This is a genomic window from Bacteroidota bacterium, from assembly GCA_030706565.1.
Lineage (GTDB): Bacteria > Bacteroidota > Bacteroidia > Bacteroidales > JAUZOH01 > JAUZOH01.
Map to the genome: position 1 here is coordinate 1 of JAUZOH010000031.1, position 18503 is coordinate 18503.

16 protein-coding genes are annotated in these 18503 nt (G+C 38.9%); 10 read left to right on the plus strand and 6 right to left on the minus strand.

All coding sequences use genetic code 11. The annotated features are described in order from the left end of the window. Positions 1-160: 160 nt before the first annotated feature. The 5 genes from Q8907_03245 to Q8907_03265 all read right to left on the minus strand — a co-directional run bounded on the left by Q8907_03245 (position 161) and on the right by Q8907_03265 (position 9781). The gene (locus Q8907_03245; protein ID MDP4273277.1) at positions 161-1447 is read right to left on the minus strand and encodes a glycoside hydrolase family 88 protein; all 1287 of its coding nucleotides are present in this window, start codon (positions 1445-1447) and stop codon (positions 161-163) included. Between the two features lie 378 nt (positions 1448-1825). Beyond that, on the minus strand, positions 1826-4159 hold the full coding sequence (locus Q8907_03250; GenBank protein ID MDP4273278.1) for a RagB/SusD family nutrient uptake outer membrane protein: 2334 nt from the start codon (positions 4157-4159) through the stop codon (positions 1826-1828). A gap of 28 nt (positions 4160-4187) precedes the next feature. Then, on the minus strand, positions 4188-7772 hold the full coding sequence (locus Q8907_03255; GenBank protein MDP4273279.1) for a TonB-dependent receptor: 3585 nt from the start codon (positions 7770-7772) through the stop codon (positions 4188-4190). A gap of 254 nt (positions 7773-8026) precedes the next feature. Beyond that, positions 8027-9067: a DUF4974 domain-containing protein gene (locus tag Q8907_03260; GenBank protein ID MDP4273280.1), complete on the minus strand. Its 1041-nt coding sequence runs from the start codon at positions 9065-9067 to the stop codon at positions 8027-8029. A 138-nt stretch (positions 9068-9205) separates the two neighbouring features. After that, entirely contained in the window at positions 9206-9781 is a 576-nt protein-coding gene (locus Q8907_03265; GenBank protein ID MDP4273281.1) for an RNA polymerase sigma-70 factor, read from the minus strand. Between the two features lie 287 nt (positions 9782-10068). On the opposite strand from Q8907_03265, the gene yidD reads away from it, so the two are divergent. The 5 genes from yidD to Q8907_03290 are packed head-to-tail and all read left to right on the plus strand — an operon-like array spanning position 10069 to position 12982. Continuing rightward, the gene (yidD, locus tag Q8907_03270) at positions 10069-10485 is read left to right on the plus strand and encodes a membrane protein insertion efficiency factor YidD (protein MDP4273282.1); all 417 of its coding nucleotides are present in this window, start codon (positions 10069-10071) and stop codon (positions 10483-10485) included. Positions 10486-10517: 32 nt separating this feature from the next. Beyond that, positions 10518-11354: a hypothetical protein gene (locus tag Q8907_03275; protein MDP4273283.1), complete on the plus strand. Its 837-nt coding sequence runs from the start codon at positions 10518-10520 to the stop codon at positions 11352-11354. Continuing rightward, positions 11320-12165, plus strand: coding sequence for a hypothetical protein (locus tag Q8907_03280; protein ID MDP4273284.1), 846 nt, complete (start codon positions 11320-11322; stop codon positions 12163-12165). The genes Q8907_03275 and Q8907_03280 overlap by 35 nt, the downstream gene beginning before the upstream one ends. 60 nt (positions 12166-12225) lie before the next feature. Further along, positions 12226-12525 carry a lasso peptide biosynthesis PqqD family chaperone gene (locus Q8907_03285; protein ID MDP4273285.1) on the plus strand — a complete coding sequence of 100 codons (300 nt, stop codon included), beginning with the start codon at positions 12226-12228 and terminating at the stop codon, positions 12523-12525. A 13-nt stretch (positions 12526-12538) separates the two neighbouring features. Beyond that, positions 12539-12982 carry a lasso peptide biosynthesis B2 protein gene (locus tag Q8907_03290; GenBank protein MDP4273286.1) on the plus strand — a complete coding sequence of 148 codons (444 nt, stop codon included), beginning with the start codon at positions 12539-12541 and terminating at the stop codon, positions 12980-12982. Positions 12983-12988: 6 nt separating this feature from the next. Here Q8907_03290 and Q8907_03295 read toward each other — a convergent pair whose 3' ends face one another. After that, positions 12989-15370, minus strand: a complete 2382-nt coding sequence (locus Q8907_03295) for a TonB-dependent receptor plug domain-containing protein (GenBank protein ID MDP4273287.1) — start codon at positions 15368-15370, stop codon at positions 12989-12991. 324 nt (positions 15371-15694) lie between these two features. Between Q8907_03295 and Q8907_03300 the strand changes: the two genes are divergently transcribed. From Q8907_03300 to Q8907_03320, 5 genes are all read left to right on the plus strand, one after another. Then, positions 15695-15979, plus strand: coding sequence for a hypothetical protein (locus Q8907_03300; GenBank protein MDP4273288.1), 285 nt, complete (start codon positions 15695-15697; stop codon positions 15977-15979). 22 nt (positions 15980-16001) lie between these two features. After that, positions 16002-16304: a hypothetical protein gene (locus tag Q8907_03305; protein MDP4273289.1), complete on the plus strand. Its 303-nt coding sequence runs from the start codon at positions 16002-16004 to the stop codon at positions 16302-16304. An 81-nt stretch (positions 16305-16385) separates the two neighbouring features. Then, complete coding sequence (locus Q8907_03310) at positions 16386-16937, plus strand: sigma-70 family RNA polymerase sigma factor (GenBank protein MDP4273290.1); 552 nt, start codon at positions 16386-16388, stop codon at positions 16935-16937. A gap of 48 nt (positions 16938-16985) precedes the next feature. After that, a complete protein-coding gene (locus Q8907_03315; protein MDP4273291.1) occupies positions 16986-17762 on the plus strand; it encodes a hypothetical protein in 777 nt (258 codons plus the stop codon). 84 nt (positions 17763-17846) lie between these two features. Further along, positions 17847-18503, plus strand: a 657-nt coding sequence (locus tag Q8907_03320) for a UbiD family decarboxylase (GenBank protein MDP4273292.1), incomplete at its 3' end; no start/stop codon positions are given.

An 18503-nucleotide genomic window follows, 5' to 3' on the forward strand; every position in this document is an offset into this window, starting at 1 on the left:
AAATTTAAATTATATAACCGCTTAAAAATTAAGCCGATTCAGTTCCTTTCAATCACCAGGCAAAGTCCACTCCCTAATTATATACTCAAATTATTAATTTTTACAATGAAAAACCAGCCATCAAATCTGATAGCTGGCTTTCTATAGAAGGATTTTTATTTTATTTTTGGGCTTTGTTGATTTCAATACCTGCCAGGATCACAGCACCTAAGGCATGAATATCATTAAGCTGTGCCGGACGATTATAATAAAAACTTATGCCATCGTCAATTCCAGTACCTATGCAAACATCCTGAACCTGACCATCAGGGTTAATCTTGGAAACCAAACCTTTCCAACCGTTTTTAGCAATCGACATATAACCTTTATCAATCCAACCCTGATTTACTGCCCGGGCAATAGCATATACAAACATGGCTGTACAGGAAGTTTCCAGGTAAGAATCGGATTTATCCAGCACCTGATGCCATAATCCTGAGACATCCTGATAACGCGATACACCGACGATTTGTCTCAACAACAGATCAATAATAATCTGACGTTGAGGATAATTTTCAGGAAGGTTATTGAGTAACTCAACCTCTGCCATAGCAATCCATCCATTGCAACGTCCCCAATGGGCCACGCCATTCATGTTTTCTTTGCTGTACCAGCAATGGAAATATAAACCGGTATGTGCATCATAAAGGTAGCGGGTGAAATTTTCAACCTGACGCACGGCATCGTCAAAATAATGGTTGTTCCCTGTAAGCTTGCCCATGCGGGCCAACAAAGGGACACTCATATACAGATCATCAGCCCAAATGGTATATTCCCGGGGATTATCACGAACAAGTGTACTGTCGGGTAAACGAATTTGTCCACTTTCTACATAATTTGCTGCCCGATCAATATATTCTCTAAATTGTTTGTTATTGGCATAATTATAAACATCAACCAGTGAAGCCGCCATTGCACCGCAATCATCTAAGGCACCCATACGAAACAAGCGAAAATACTGAGTATTTCTAGGATTCTTTTCATATTGTGCTTTAAAATAAGGCAGATTGTCAAAAATGAAATTAAAATTATGCAGGCTGTAATCGGTATATTTTTTATCATTCAATTCATTGCCCAAACGAACAAGTCCAATATTTAACACGCCATTTCCGTATACCCAGTCGTTATACTGACTTGCAACCTTAAGGGGAAGATCCGAAGCCAGGCCCCGGGTTGATTCATATTCCTTTTTGTTATCTTTATTTACAAACTTGAAAGAAGTATTATTTACCACATAATCAGCCACTCTGCGTACAACTTCCTCCGGATTGACAGTTGTTTTCTGAGAAAATCCGGATAAAGACAAAACAGATAAAATTAGGGTCAGAAAATAAAACTTCATAAAACTAAATCTATTCTGATTGGTTTTGATAGGCTTTGGCAGGCGGTGTACTTGTTTCATCATCATTATTAATTTAAATTTAGATATGTTTAAAATATCACTAGATTATTGATTTTTACTTTGAATATCACAATTCTTCGAAACAAAATCAATGACATATACTTATTTCCATTCTTCTTCTGAAATTGCATGATAATAGAAGGAAACACGAATAAAATAAAGATATATATTATTTTGTGTTAAATTTTTACAAACCTACGTTTTTTTTTCAAAAACTATCTTTCCTGTAAGAAAAAACATGAATTTAAATACCTACAGAAATGAACGGAAAAAGATATTCCGCTAAATCACCGTCAAATAGGAGATTTTTCCAAAAATTTGGGTATAAACCTAAAAAGGCGGACAGAAATCCTGTCCGCCCAAAATCATCACAGATCCTGAATTCTAATAACCAGGATTCTGGTAAGCAGCTTTTGCTGTAGCATCCAAAGGTTGGTTTTTGTCATCGGTTAATAAGTCCAAAAATGATTGTGGCCAGGCCTTGAAGGTATGGTGTTTGTCAAATAATCCCTTGCCTATCCCCCTTGCGCCAATAGTTCCTGTGGATATATCATCAAGAGGGAACGGGAAATCAGTAGTTCCGGTTGAAGCTGAAGGAGCGCCCATCATGTCGCGGTAATAAACCCGGTCATAAAGAATTCCGGCATTATGCAAATCTTCCCAGTTGGACATCTCAAATATCAATTCACGCCCCCGCTCATTGTAAATAAAGTGAATAAACCTGTCCAGATCACTAAGTGCAGTAGGCGGATAATTCTCCAATTTGGCCTTAGGTGTGCCTGCCTGCCATTCAGTACCATCAATGGCAATTTTCGAATAGCTATCGGTAGTTACCGTATAAGGAGCTGTCTTCTCTAAAGCCGGGATACTGAGTTTCCCTGTAATTACAGCAGGTTCCAGAGTAACCAACACATCGGACCTTTTTTCATTGGCGTGGTATGCTGCCCTTCTCCGCAGAACGTTCAAGTCCTGAATGGCCAAGGGGTAATTAGACTCACGGCCGTAAGCTTCAGCGCGGATCAGATAAGTTTCTGCAAGCCGGAACAGCGGTTCATCAATAGCTTCAGAACCATTGGGGTCAGTTCCTTTCCCCCTGTTGATATCCAACCATTTTCTCGGTCCCAGGTAATAAGTAGCTACTGTTGTCCCTCTGTCAAGGCCAAAAGCATCCCCTCTGTCTCCGCTAATCCGGTACATTAATTTTCTTCCGGTAGGGTTGGTGATAACTGGATTAGCAGGGTCAACATCAGCACCTGATCTGAATCCTGTAATATTTCCAGACCCGTCTTTTGTAAAATATCCGGCATTATTGGGACTTCCTACCATCCAACGTACCATCAGGATATAAGGCTGACTTACCACCCATAAAGAATCAAGGGGTTGATCTTTTGAATTTTCTATATAAACGATAGAACGTTTTTGATATTTTATTTTACTGGGGGGATTTTTCAAAACAACCACCGCTAGGGGATCACCCGCTGCTTTAAGTTTATTGTTGTAATAATATGCCGATGCTGCATCCCATGGCTTACCCCCGCTTTCTTTCACATCTGTGGCCACATAATCAGTAAGAAAAGTTTTATAGTAACGGGAATCATTTGCCCTATCGGTGTACATATCATATCCCCAATCACTTGGACAAGCAGTGGCATAAGGACGGCCATAATCCATCACCCGGCCTGTACATGCTCTCAGGTTAGTGTGGGCACTATTATATAAGTGAACAAGTGTCCCGTAAGCACCCCTGCTGGTATAGGTTTGCGTAGGTTCATACTGTGCCGAAAGGATAATCTCTTTACATTTATCCCTGGAATAATCGCCAACGGCATTTTTCCAAAGACTTGCAAAATCCGGTTCTAAACCTCCATAAGAAGAGTTGCTTTTCATCTGGTCAATGACCATGGTGGAATAAAAAATTGCAGAATCTAAGTCGGTAGATACATTTCCCTTGTAAAGCATCTTTAAATGAGTTTCCGGACTATTGGCCCAATTAGCTGCCTGCGCCCTGCAAAGATAAAGCTTAGCCAGTAAATGAGCTGCAGCTGGTTTAGTGATACGGCCAAGTTCTGTAGTAGTAGCAGGTAACAAAGGAATTGCCGTCCTAAGATCAGTGATAAGCAACTTGTAAATATTTTCCATCTTTTCCTTGGGAAATGAAAAATTTGCCGGCATAGCAGAGAAACTGTGTAGAATCAAGGGCACATCACCTAGAATATTAGTAATCATATAATAAGAATAGGCACGGAGAAAAAGTATTTCTCCTTTTCTGATTGCCAACTTTGTCTGGTTGGCAGCATCCAAATTTGCATAATTTTCCAGGAAAATATTACATCGGAGCACTTCCGGATAAACCCCTTCGGCTCCTTTATCTGAAGAAGTATTGTATATGCTCCCGATTAAAGTGTTAACATTGGGTGTCATCCTTGTACCACTAGCAGCAGGCCCCCAGCCATCAATGGCATAAGAACCCATAGATACACGATCATTATTTGACCACGAAAAAACTTCTATATCGCTGCAGGTGCCGAATAAATAATTACCGGGGTTATAATCAGCTTTAAACCTTAGGATTTGATAACATCCTTTGGTAAGGGCCTCCAAACCATCAGGAGTCGTATAATAGGTTTGCGTGAGGGTAGTCACGGTTTTTTCCTCCAGATAATCTTTGCAGGAAGAAAAGAAAATTATCAAAACAAGAAGCACACTATATTTTTTCATATTCTTCATATTTTATCATTATTATTTGTTAAAAACCGACCCTGAGTCCCAGCACCCAACTTCTGATAATCACCGTATTGTTATTAGTACCCCCTGTGGGATCGCCAATAGAATTAACATTGGTCCAGCCATTGGTGTCGTCAGGATTGATGCCTGCTTTTACAACCTTCCCACCCCAAATGAAGGGATTAAGAACCTGTCCGTAAACCTGGCAATTTTTAATACTGAACTTCTTAATATACTTTAGAGGAACCGTATAAGAAAGTGCAATATTCCTGACGATCACAAAAGATCCGTCATTAATAAAAGTGGAACGGTTTACATCAGCATTTGAAGTATTAGAACTGGTAGTAGGTTGCGGCCATTCGGCATTGGGATGTTCGGGCGACCAGAAATTATCCGGATTCATGTGGCGGACATACCCTGCTGCATTAAAAGTTACACTAGTTGAACCGCCAGGTTGTAAGGAGGAGAAATAGGATTGACCTATACGGGCATACATAAAACCACTAAGTTCAAAATTCATATAGCTGAAGGTATTGGTCATACCCCCTATCCATTTAGGCCGGGGATTCCCTTTGATCACTTTATCATTATCCTCGAGTTTATAATTGGGAGTACCCTGTTCGACAGGTTTATATTGCCCGGGAGCAAAATTATAGCCATTTGCCTTCCACTTGGCAATTTCAGCCAGATCTTCGGTTGTATTTTGCCATAAACCAGCGACCTCATATGCACGGAACGTCCGCATATCCTGAATTGGTTGACCAATGTACCAACCATTCCCGGTCATGTCCTGCTTCCCGTTTACCAGTTCAACTATCTCCTCCTTGTTTTTGGACCAATTCAGGTCTGTTGTCCAACGGAAATTACTGGTTTTGATATTTACCGTTGAAAGGGATATTTCAATACCTCTATTCCTTACCTTCCCGATGTTATCGGTAATACTTGGGAAACCAATAATAGCAGGTATTGCCCTTTCCATAAGATTTTTACTTGTATTCGACTGATATACATCAATTGTACCCGTAATATCATTTGCAAGGAAACCAAAATCCAATCCAATGTCAGTTTGATCCGTTTGCTCCCATTTTAAATTAGGATTGGGCATTGTAAATGGAACATAACCAATAGCCGGTGTATTTTCATACACATAATTATACTGAGTAAGAGGACCAGAGGTAGTATAAGCTCCGACAGCCGAATTACCGGTAACTCCGTAGCCAAAGCGAAGTTTAAGTTCACTGAGCCATTTTATTTCTTTCAGAAATCTTTCTTCTTGCATTTTCCAGGCAACTGCAAAAGAAGGGAAAAATTCCCATTTATGTCCTTCGGCCAATACGGAAGCCCCATCGAAACGTCCTGAAGCAGTAAACAAATACCTGTTCAGGAGAGAATAGTTAAGACGGCCCATATATGACATCAGTTGGTTTTTCGTGTAACCTGTACCATAGCTGTCAGGGTTTCCGTTAAGATTGGCAGATTGGTTATACCATTCTGTGGTATTATAAAGAATTTTGGAGGCATTGATAAATGAGTTCTCTGTACGATTACTTTGAACCGACTGCATCAAGGTCGCGCCAATGGTATGAGGCCCGAATTTCTTGTCAAAATACAAGAGGTTTTCAAGCATATACTGGAAATTGTCGTTTGTACTGTAATTGGCTGCAGCCGTTTGTGGACTGGCTGTCCGCCGCAAAGTAGACAGAGATCCCTGCCAGGATCCAACCCGGTTATAACGGAAACCAGATCCAAAATTCATACGATATTTCAGCCAGGGAGTGAATTTTAGTTCACCATAAAAATTAGATTGAACACTAATTACCTTGTTTTCATCATCGGTATTATTTATATCTATTAATGGGTTCCAAACAGGGGCTGTAGTATTGCCACCCGGATAATTTATCATTACACCAAGGGAATCGTAAGGCTTAGCCATTCTATATTGTCCCAAAGCTATACCATACGCATCATTCGCACCTGTTGCGCTACCGGACCTATTAATTCTCCCATACTGCTGCTTTGTCATAGAAGCATTTATCGAAGTTCCAACAGTTATCCATTTTAATGGTGCTATATCTCCATTAATCTTGGCAGTATAGCGCCTGAAATTCTGGTTTTTTTGCGTACCGTCGTTATTAAAATAACCAAATGAAAGGTATATTTTTGAATTTTCGTTCCCGGATGAAAGTGATAACTGGTGGTTTTGCGTAATTCCGGTTTTGGTAAGAAGACCTATCCAGTCTGTGCCAGGAATGTTGCCGGAGTTATAGATTGGTACCTGGGCCGGCCATCCTTTGGCTATTTCATCGGCTGTTGAAGCACGCATTTTCACTGAACTGTATATCCCGGGATCGTTCCATTCATAACCTTGCCTGATGGCATTAACGGTATAATAATCGCCATTACCAAATTTATTGATATCTGCCGTCGGATCAGGATAATTGAGGGTTCCCGAGTAAGTTCCGCCGTTGATATTCGCCAACCTCATACGGTCCAACGCTTCACCTGCCGAAGCCCACTTGGTCACAGAATGAATCTGGTCAAAGGTGAGTGAAGCATCGTAATTGATGGTAAGTTGTCCCTTGGATCCATTTTTGGTCGTAATCAGAATGACCCCGTTGGCACCACGGGAACCATAAATTGCTGTGGCAGAAGCGTCCTTTAATATTTCAATGTTTGAAATATCATTGGTATTTAAATCATTAATACTGCCCATAAAAATAATACCGTCAACCACATATAAGGGGTCATTGGATCCATTTATTGAACGTGTTCCCCGGATGGTAACTTTAGCTATTTCTCCCGGACGAATGTTGGATACAATATCGACACCGGCAGCCTTTCCCTGCAGGGCCTGAATAGCATTCTGTACCGGGCGTTCCTTGAGCGTTTTCTCGCTGACACTGGTTAATGAGCCTGTAATATCACTTTTTTTGGCCGTTCCATAACCCACCACAACTACTTCATCCAGTTTGGAAACACTGGATACCAGCTCTATATCCAACTCAGTCCGGCCTTTTGCATTTACCTCCTGCGTTTCATAGCCCATATAGGAAAATACCAATCTGACTTCCCCTGCCGGAACATCGATTGAAAAATGCCCATTAACATCAGTTATGGTACCTTTAGTAGTTCCCCTAATTACTATGCTTACACCGGGCAATACTTCTCCGGTGCTTTTATCGGTTACAGTTCCGTTAATTTTGTTCTGTTGAAAAATTCCTGTAAAACCAATACTTGCAACCGAATTATAAGCCAGTAAATTTTCCCTCAGGGGTGGTAAGACTTCCAATGAAGAATGTTGACTACTTTCATTTTTGACAAGCACAACCTGATGATCAACAATACAATAGGTAATGTTTGTGTTTTTAAACAGATGATTCAAGATACTTTCCATACTGCACTGGTTGCAATGGACATCCACCTTTTTGTTGACATCAACCAGATAGTGGTTGTATAGAAATTTATACTTACTTTGACTTTCAATCTGCTTCAGAACTTTTTCAACTGAAGTATTTTTCAGATTTAAAGTAAGAGAAGTTGATTGAGAATAAACACTTGCCGAAAGTTCGGCAATACTTAAAAAAAGAAGTACAACCGTGAATTTCATAACAAGAAATAATTTTAGTTGCCGAATTTGGTGAAAATTCGAAAAAAGCAATGACTTATTTTTCATACTTTTGTTGATGATTAGATTTTAATAAAAATGACTTCAATGGTCTCTGTTTCTCTTTGAATCAAAGACATTGTTTGAACTAATCAAACAGGAAAGTGCCGCGAACACTTTCCTGTTCTTTTAACAGGCTGGAGGTCGTTTTTTTTCATAGGCATAAGTTTATATTGTTAATTATCCATATTTAATTTTTATTTTTTCCTCATTAAGGTAATCAAAGTGTCCCGGGCAATGGTATAAGTAATTGGAGCAGAGATTTCCAGTAATTTTAACACCTTTTCCATCGATTCCCCTTCAAATGTGGCCGTGTAACTATACTTTTTCAGTTCTTTGTCCTTCAACACTATTTTAACATTATACCATCTTTCAAGCTTTTTTACCACTTCATCCATGGATTCATCGCTAAAAACCAGTTTGCCGTTTTTCCATGAACTGTTGATGCGGGAATCCACCTTTTTTAAAATGATTTTTTTATCTTTCCGGTTAAAAATTGCACTTTGATTAGGCATTAAGCAAGCTTCAGTTGTAATACTTTTGTTAGTTTCCTTCTGAATAATCACCTTCCCCCTGACCAAAGTTGTAGTGACGTTGGCCTCATCCGGATAACAGGAGACATTGAAACTGGTGCCCAAAACCTTAATCTCAATTTCAGAAGTTTTTACAATAAAAGGGGCATTGGGATTTTTTATGACATCAAAAAAGGCCTCCCCTTCCAGGTACACTTCCCGCTTATTACCTTTAAATTCTTCCGGATATTTTAACCGGCTGTCGGCATTAAGCCACACGGTAGTTCCATCCGATAAAATGATACAGGCCTTTACACCTTTAGAATTAACCCTTTCCACATATTTCTCAGTCGGGGCAAATGATTTAAAAGTTTTTTGGGATAACTTATATATCCCAAAAAAGGCAGAAAGAATTACAACAAGTACTGCTGCCATTTTATAGATCACGGCAAAATCAATCGATTTTTTAACCTGCCGGTTTTCTTTTTTAGGGTAAGAATCCCTTTGATCGGATTCAATCTGAACTTTCAGTTTTTCAAAAGCAGTCCTACTGATCGATGAATCAGGTACAGGGATTTCCGATTTCCAAATGTCATCAAGGATTCGCAATTTTTCAGCCTTATGAGGATCTCTATCCGTTAATCCTGACAACCTGGACAAATCCTTGTCTGTAGCTTCACCCGCCAGTTTCCGGCCTGCCAATCTCCAAAAATCATTTTTAAACATAGCTCTGCTTTTATCTGTAACACATAATGAAGACAAATCAAACTAAAAAATCTACTAAACTAAATGTGAAAAATTATTCGAATTTTAATTTTTAACATGTATATGAATACACAAAAACAAAAGGATAAAAAAGTGAACTTATTTTTTCTTTCTCGGTTTTACAGCAGGATCGACATTTAGAGCTTTTCCAATTCTTTTAAGGGCAATGGCAATCTGACAATCGATTGTGTTTATGGAAATATTCAAAATTTCGGCCACTTGGGCATATTTCAAACCGTCTTCACGAATAAGCTTAAAAATAAGTTTACATTTAGGGGGAAGTGTTTCTATTACCTTATGAATATTTTCCTGTAACTCGGTTGAGATGTATTCAATTTCAGGTGAACAGTCAAAAACGGCGGTGTTAATATCAATATTTTCCAGTGAAAACTTAGGCTGTTCGTCAAGCCGCCCCAGATAATTAATGGAAGTGTTTTTTACCGCAACATAAAGATAGGATACCGGCCTGGCTATAGAATTTAATTGACTTCGATTTTGCCAGACATGAGTAAAAACATCCAGGACGATCTCTTCTGCCAGACTGTCTGATTTGATAATACTGTTTGCAAAAGATAATAAACGGGTATAAAACAATTCAAACAGTTCCTGAAAGGCAGTCTGATCATCATCGGTAACAATCCGAGATAATATCTTCCTGATTTTTAACTCTTCCAAAACTTGTCTTGTTTAGTTAGAAAGCAGATTTACTTTATTCAGGCAGTAAAATACTAATAAACAAAATAATAAAAGTTTTGCCACATTTACTAATTATTATGAAAATTAAATAAATAAAGATTGTATTTTTTAAAATATGACGTCCTTAAAAAAATCATTTAAACATTATATTATTTTGTTTTAGTAACTTTGTCAGCATGACATAATAACCTGAATAACAATTTTATTTAATGAATTTTATCAATTAAAATATTCCTGATTTTTTTTGCAAATTATTATCTGTGCCAATGAAACGATTTATATTTCTGATATTCCTCCTTTTTCCCCTGTTGAATTTACAAGCCCAGACTGCCGGCGAAGTCCTTTTACTTCAGAATGTTCATTTATCTGAATTTCCCAATAAGGTTAAGGAGATTCAAAAAGTCGAAAGTTTTAATCCAATTGCAGGCTTATTCAGATTCTATAAAAACTATATTTCATCTCAGGATGCCGTTTCATGTACCTTCACTCCTTCCTGTTCGGAATATGCCTTAGAAGCACTTCAAAAGGAAGGATTTATCACAGGTTTTCTCAATGCTTTCGACCGCCTTGAACGTTGCAACGGATTAAACAGAAATTATCCCCTTGACATAAGTACAGGACAATTTTCAGATCCGCTTAGAAATTTTCACTATCAAAGTACAGAAGTAAAATGTTCCAGGTAAAAAAGTCAATCAGTCTCTACTTATTTCCCGTAATGTGCAGACTGCTGACCACAGTAGCTTTACTTCTGCCGGCAATAAACATCATGCACTGTTCTGCCCAAAACCTGTACGACCTTGGACATTCCAAATCATTTGCAGCCCATCTTTTCGGAAACAAAGAATATTCCCTGGCTGCTGAAGAATATGAGCGTGTCCTCCATCTCAATCCGGATGATACCTCCTCCAGGTTAATGCTGATAAAATCGTACGAAAAATCGGGCAATTATCCTGAAGTCCTTGGAAAGGCTGTCCAATTATATCCTGCCGTTCAATCTATGCCCTGTGATTTTGCTTTTGAATATGAAAAAACATTGCTGCTTGCACGCCAATATGCCCAATTCGACAGTCTGATCAACAAGAACAACTGTTTTCAATATGATCAAAAAAACCTTCTGCTGCTTTCCGCCTCTCTTATGGAAAACAGATGGGATAATGCTTTGCAGAGAGCAACCCACCTTAAACCCGAAAAGAATAAACAACTATTAAATCTGCAGACGCTTGCTTTTTCAACCCTTGACCTTAACTCTAAAAGTCCGGCTTTAAGCATGTGCCTGTCAGCCATTATTCCGGGTTCGGGCAAAGTCTATGCCGGATACTGGAAAGACGGACTGGTATCCTTTATTTTTGTAGCAGCGACAGGTTTTCAGGCATACAGAGGTTTCGAGAAACAAGGGGCAAAAAGTTGTTATGGATGGATTTTCGCAGGGTTAAGTACTTCATTTTATTTGGGCAATATCTTTGGCAGCGGCAAGGCTGCCCATCAACACAATATCCTTCAGAAAGAAAAAATTAGAAATGAGGCTGAACGTATTCTTCACAATATGGATTAATGTGATTCTGACTGCAGGAATCAGTGCGCAGAACCTTGAACAGACTGTTTTATATGCCCGCCAGCTTGAACAGGAAGGGCTATACGGACTGGCTGCCAAGACTTGGGAACGGGTAGTCTTTTTTGACTCGGCCCATACCTGTCCTTATGCCTGGCAAGCCTTGGCAAATGCAAATTTTCACGATAAACAGTACGAAAAGGCGGAACAATATTACGATGTGGCATATTCCCTTGCGAAAACAGACAGTTTAAGAAATGAAATCATATTCCGGAAAACAGCTATTGATCTGCTTTTAAAACGCTATAATTATGCCGAAGCAGATTTACAGGCACTTAAAGATATTTCTTCTTCTGACTTTATAAAGCGAAAAGAATTTTATCAGGGAATTCTGTGTTACTTTCAGAAAAAATACCCTGAGTCTGAAAAACATATTCTCGCCTGCATGGATTCCTCCTATAAGCCCCAGATATTGACCATCAAAAAAATTTATGGCGAAATAGGAAAAGAGATGCGTCATAAACATTCAACTGCTGAATATTTGAGCATTTTTCCGGGACTCGGGCAGGTATGCACAGGAGATCCGAAAGATGGCCTGAACTCTTTCCTGCTTACATCGGCCTTTGCAGGTTTATTTGTTTATACTGCCTACGAATACACAGTTTTGGAAGCTGTTATTGAAGTCCTCCCCTGGTTCAGGCGTTATTATGCCGGGGGCATCAAAAATGTATCGAAAAAAATTAAGGAAAAGAAAACTGAAAAAATGGATTGCCTTTATCAGCAACTGATACAAGTAATTGCTTCCACCAAATAAATTCTCCTTATCTTTAAGAAATTTTATAATGATAATTCATTTAACTGCTAACATCATTTTATGTCAGAAAAAATCAATAAAAATACGCTGATTGAACGTAAAAGCGATATGGTTTCCAGCGATATGGATGGCGAAACCGTGATGATGAGTATCGAAAACAATAAATATTACGGATTAAACCCGGTTGGCAGCCGGATCTGGGAATTAATTTCACAGCCCATCAGTTTTGAAAGTTTGATCACTGCCCTGACCAAAGAATTTAAGGTCAATACCGGGGATTGTGAAAAAGATGTTAGTGATTTCCTGCTTAAGCTAAAGGAAAAAGATCTTGTCAATTTTTCTAACCCGGACTATCTCTAAACTTATTTTTTCGATGAGTATGGGAATGGTTATCTGTAAATTCTTAGCCAGCAGCAGAATGGAACGCGGATTATTTTTACAGGCTTGGGGATATTCCGCAATTACGGCTTTTATCATCCGGTTCTTTCCGATGAAAGTATACAGGAAATGGCTGGGAGAAGAACATAAAGAGACACCTGTCCAATCCCTTGCTGAAAATACTGAATTGCCTCAGCTTATTTCCCGCGCCATCAGGCGCTGCAATAAATATGCACCCTGGAAAACGGCCTGCTACGTCCAGGCTTTCACGGCTAAAATAATTCTACGCCATCATCACCTTCCCTCCACCCTGTATTTCGGATTAAGGAAAGACAGAAATGGGCAATTACAGGCACATGCATGGTTACGCTGCGGCACTATTATGGTAACCGGGAATCATGAGATTGAAAACTACACTGTAGTTCAGTTTTTCAGCTAAACTACTTCATCTTGTACTATAATCAATGCTGTTATATCCAACCTTCCCCGAAGCAGAAATACCCTCTACTATAACTCTAAAAGTAGTTGTAGCATCCGAATTATAAAAACTGACTTTGGCCATTCCCTGATCGTCAGTTACCATATTGGGATTCCAGTAAATGGTGGTCCGGAAATCAGTTTTTAAATTATCCTTAACAGAACTATATTTGGGTACATAAAATTCACGGGCATTGTGATAACCCAGCATTTGGAAATCAATGCCACGCTTTACAGCAAATCCGCGCTTGGTATAAATGGCAATTACCCCGTTTGCGCCGCGGCTTCCGTAGATTGAAGCATCCGGCCCTTTGAGGATCTCAATTCTTTCAACATCCAGGGGACTCATCGAAGCAACCATTTGCTTGTCCACAGGGATACCATCAATCAAATACAACGGATCCTGAGGCAGATACAAACTATTGGGGCCCCGAATGACCACATTATCCCCGGTGACATTTACTCCGGGAACCCTTCCCTGCAAATACTGGAAAATATTCGAATAGGAAGCTATCTCGTTGTCTTTTATAATCAGCGTATTACTAGGTTTGGAATATAACCTGGGAATTCCGTCCGTAGGCATTTTATCCTCTTCCCGTATTAGTTTTTCTTTTTTCCTGCGGATTTTACTGTGGCCAATTTTTGACTCGGATACGATATTATTCTTCACTTCGGGCGGATTGGCTTCATCCAGATAAATCAACAGGTTCTTGCGGCCACTTGGCTTCAAGGCTTCAATTCTCACACTCATCGTATCCCGGTAATTCAGGTTTTCAAAATTAAACCGCCCCTTGGCATCAGTGGTTGCTACAAAAAAGTCATTATACTTATTAAGTAAAGTAAGCGTAACCTTGGCACCGGAGTAAGGAATCCTGAAAAAATCCCTGGTGATCTGCCCGCTGACTGAAATCCCCGTTTCTTTGGTGAATTTTATCTTGGGAAATTTATCGGCCAGAATATCTTTCCAGACAAAGCGGCGCCAACCCTGAGTCAATAAAAGATTATCCAGGTCTTCCTGTGTTTTTGCACTTTCATTTTCAAAATAGTATACGGGGTACTCAATTAATCCCTGAAGGTCGGACGACAATAACAGCCCTGTACAGATATTGGCTTTTTGAACATCCGATTTATTCAGATCGGTTACAGACATTGAAAGATTGGACGCAAGAGGGCGCCCTTCGGCATCGGTAACTTTGATGCTCAGCACAACCTTCTCCCGGGGCTGATAAGACGGATGGTCAGGATAAATTTCCACTTTCATCCCATCCTGATGATTGATGAAAAATAAACGTTCACACTGAGGATCGCTCCGGCCATCAAATAAAGTCAATTGAACAATGCCGGTAGGGAACAATTTTTTAAGGATTTTAAAGGATAAGGATTTCTCCTTTAGATTTCCTTTTGTCATAAAATATATCTTATTCCTTACCTGGCCAACCAGTATGATGTCGTTGTAGTATTCGTCATTGGATGAAGGGCGGTTGGTGGTAACCTCCACCTGCACATAATCTTTGAATGAAGCGTCAACGTTCATGACAATACCCCTCGGCCTGGCTACAGGAAGTTCAAATTTTGATTTTACTTTTTCTGGGGTTTCTACTACAGCATAATATTTTTTATCATGTTGAGGAGTAAAAAGCAAAGATCCCATGCCTAAATGCCTGCTTTTGAATTGGGCGACTTCATTCCCTTTTTGATCAACAATTTTACCAGAGACATCAACACCCGATCCTAAACCGTTGATAGCTTTAAAGGCCAGCCTGCTTTGAATCCCCTCCACCAGATAGCCTCCTTCCGGGAAAAACTGAAGATCAAAACTGACTATATTGCCTTTCAATTTCCTGTTTGCTTTACGGTTTTCGCGCAGGTTTTCGCGTGTAAGGAAAGTTCTTGTGTTAGGATTACTGATTTTTATTTGTTTAGAGAAGAAGAAGAATTCGCCGAAATTTCGCATCCAGCTCGTATAAGCCCTCAACTGGTAATTTCCTTCCTGCAAAGTATCAGAAAGGTGAAAATCACCGTATCCCAATCCATTTTCAAGGTGGAGGATCTCAGTCATAGCAACCTGATTGTTGAAATTCACCAATTCCACATATAAATTTTTACTCAACCTGTCAGGTAAATTATCCTCACCGGCAACCACATAAGCTTTAAACCACATATCCTCACCCGAATAGTAGGCGTTTCTGTCGGAATGCAAATATGCCCTTTCCTGAGGATATTCATCATTAAATTTAGCAAGCTGAGAACGAATTCTTACCATCCTCTTATCATCCAGGTCTCTGTAAAAGGCAATGGAAAGTAACCAAAAAGGAAGAATCCATATCATCAGCACCTTCAACACTCTCATGGCATTGATTTTAATGGTTAATAATTCTTCTACCTTAATTGACTAATTTACGACTATTTTTTTGTATCAGTGCACCCTGAACTTGTTTTTCTTATACAATTTTTAAGTTTGGAGGTCTTACCCCCCCAAAAAAAGAATCCGGTTTGTTATTCATGTATTTTTATGTACATATCAATTCTTTTAGCATAGCTTTTCCAGAATTCGCCTTTATGATTCAATTAAAAAATATTTAGGGATTCCCCTTAATCCTCTGTTTACTTTTTTTAAAAATTAGGCACTATATGAATGTAAACACAAAAATTTCAACCAAATAATCAAACTATAATGGGATACTTTGGAGAATGCTTTGAGAAAATCAATTACATTGATTATCTCATCCGGCAGAAAAATACAGGGGCGCCGGAAGATTTTGCAGAAAAATTACAAATCAATAAAGATGAGCTGAATGAATATTTGAATTTCTTCAGGAAAAATTTTAATGCACCTATCATATTTAATCCTCAAAACAGGACATACGAGTATCAAAGTCCCGGTTGCCTTTTTATGGGCTGGGTAGGTGCCACCAAACAAAATAGCCGAAAAGCTTATTTAATGAGCCCTGATTATTGAACCTTGTTAACCTCCGGATATAATGAATAAACTTCACGAATACTTTAACCTGATTGAAAAAATTGATTATTTTATTCAAAAAGGGGAAACCGGTTCACCGAAAGAATTGGCCGAGAAATTATCCATCTGCGAACGAAGTGTATATAGTTACATCGGGTTCATGAAATCGGAACTACATGCTCCCATAGTTTATGACTTTCAACTCAAATCCTATTCCTACCAGAAAAACGGCAAACTTGAACTGGGATGGGAAAATATAAAAAAGAGCCTAAAGAAAAGTAACGGTCAAAAACCTGTACTTTGCGAAGAGTATACATTGAATTAAGCTTGTTGATATGAAGTTTTAATGTTTTTTTGCGTTTTATGTAAAATTCATGTAGGTTTGAAGTAACCAAAAACAGAGAACATGTCACATGATGCTACGTTAGAACTAATTAAAACAGGCAATAAGAAAGTTCTTGACTCAATATACCTTACCAATCGAAAAAAATTTTTCCGCTTTGCAAACAGGTATAAAATGTTGTCTCATGAAGATATTGAAGAAATTTATAATGATGCCATACTGGTCTTGTATCACAATATACAGGAAGGGAAAATAGATCATGTAGTCGTAGGAGTTGAAAATTATCTTTATGGCATAGGACGAAATCTTCTCAGGCAAAAAGTCAGAAGTTTACCTGATGTGAACCTGGTTGAAATTGATTCGAATGAATGTACAAATTTCGACCTAATCTTATATCATGAAGAACAATTAAGTTCCCGTCAGGAAATTGTTAAAAAAGAAATTGAAAAAATAGGTGGGAAATGTCGTAAAATTTTAACCTGTTTTTACGTATACAGGATGAAACACAAAGAAATTGCCTTGGAATTAAAAACCACCGAAAGTACAATTAAAACACAGAAAGCCAGGTGTCTGGAAAAATTAAGAGAAACTTTAAAAGACAAATTATTGACGTAATAATTTTCTTTCTTATGTTAAAATAAATCTCGCTTAAAATTTAATGAGATGGACAACAAACCTGAATATGTTGATAAAATAGATGCCTGGTTAAGAGGCGAACTTACCAAACAATGGTCGGAGGAATTTCATAAATCTATGGAAGAAAACGATGAACTGAAAAAAGAAGCCGGTCTGATCCAGGATATTGTTGTAGGACTCAGGGCTTATGATGAAGAAACTTTAAGGGAAAGATTTAAAAATCTGGGCAGGCAACAGGATGAACAAAAGCACAGACAGCTGAAGTTATATACATTTTCAGCAATTGCTGCAATTGTTGTATTACTGATATCTGTCGGGATTTTTGTAAAATCAAGCATTTCTCATTCGGTTCAAAATAAGGAACTGACTGCTGAAGTGCTGTTTCATAAATATTTTCAGGCCTATCCCGTTCCCTCTGACAATATGCTCAGGGGAAGTGCTACGGCCAAGAAAACTGATAATGCTTCTGACGAAGCCATGAGGTGTTATGATGCAGAAAATTACAAAGAAGCTTCAAGAAAATTTGCCCTTGCTTTAAAACAATCTCCGTCAACTACCAACGACATTTTTTACCTGGGCATAAGCCAGTTGGCTACAAATCAGACAGAACCGGCTATTCACTCATTTCTTAAATTAGAATCACTCAATCAGCCTTTATATTCTGATCATGTAAAATGGTACCTGGCTTTGGGCTATTTAAAGGAAAATAAAAAGGACAAGGTCCGCCATTACCTGAAACAACTTATCGACAGTCAGTCAACCTATTCAGGACCCGCATCCGAATTGATGCACGAGATGAAATAAAGTTCTTTTTGCCAATTATAGAATTCGGGAATAGAAAATACGTAAGGGTTATTTAGTAAATTTGTAAATTACTAAATGATTTTTATGTCCACGAAAAGCCTACAACAATTCATTAATATCCTTGAAACTGAAGGAGAACTTATCCGGATTAAGGATTATGTTGATCCTGTCCTGGAAATTGCAGAAATTGCCGACAGGTTCACCAAACAGGGAGAAAAATCAAAAGCCCTTCTTTTCGAAAATAATGGAACCCATTATCCTTTACTCATCAATTATCTAGGATCAGAAAAAAGAATGAACCTCATTTTCGGGGGACAGGACCTGGATCAATTGAGCTGCGAAATTGGCAACTGGATGAAAAATTTCAGCAGTCCAAAGGAAAAGTTTTTAACCAAACTGAAATTTCTGCCCAGCCTCTCGAAATTAGGTTCATGGATGCCGGCCACCATAAAAGGCAAAGGGCATTGCCAGGAAATTATTGATCCCGTACCTGATCTGTTTTCACTTCCCGCCCTAAAATGCTGGCCAGCCGACGGCGGCAGGTTCATTACCCTGCCGATGGTCATCACCCGTGATGCAGAGACAGGTGTAAGAAATGTCGGCATGTACAGGATGCAGGTTTTTGATAAAGCCCTGACCGGCATGCACTGGCACCTTCATAAAACAGGCGCACGCCATTATGCCCAGTACAAAAAGCTGGGAAAGAAGATGCCCGTTGCAGTGGCCCTGGGCGGCGATCCT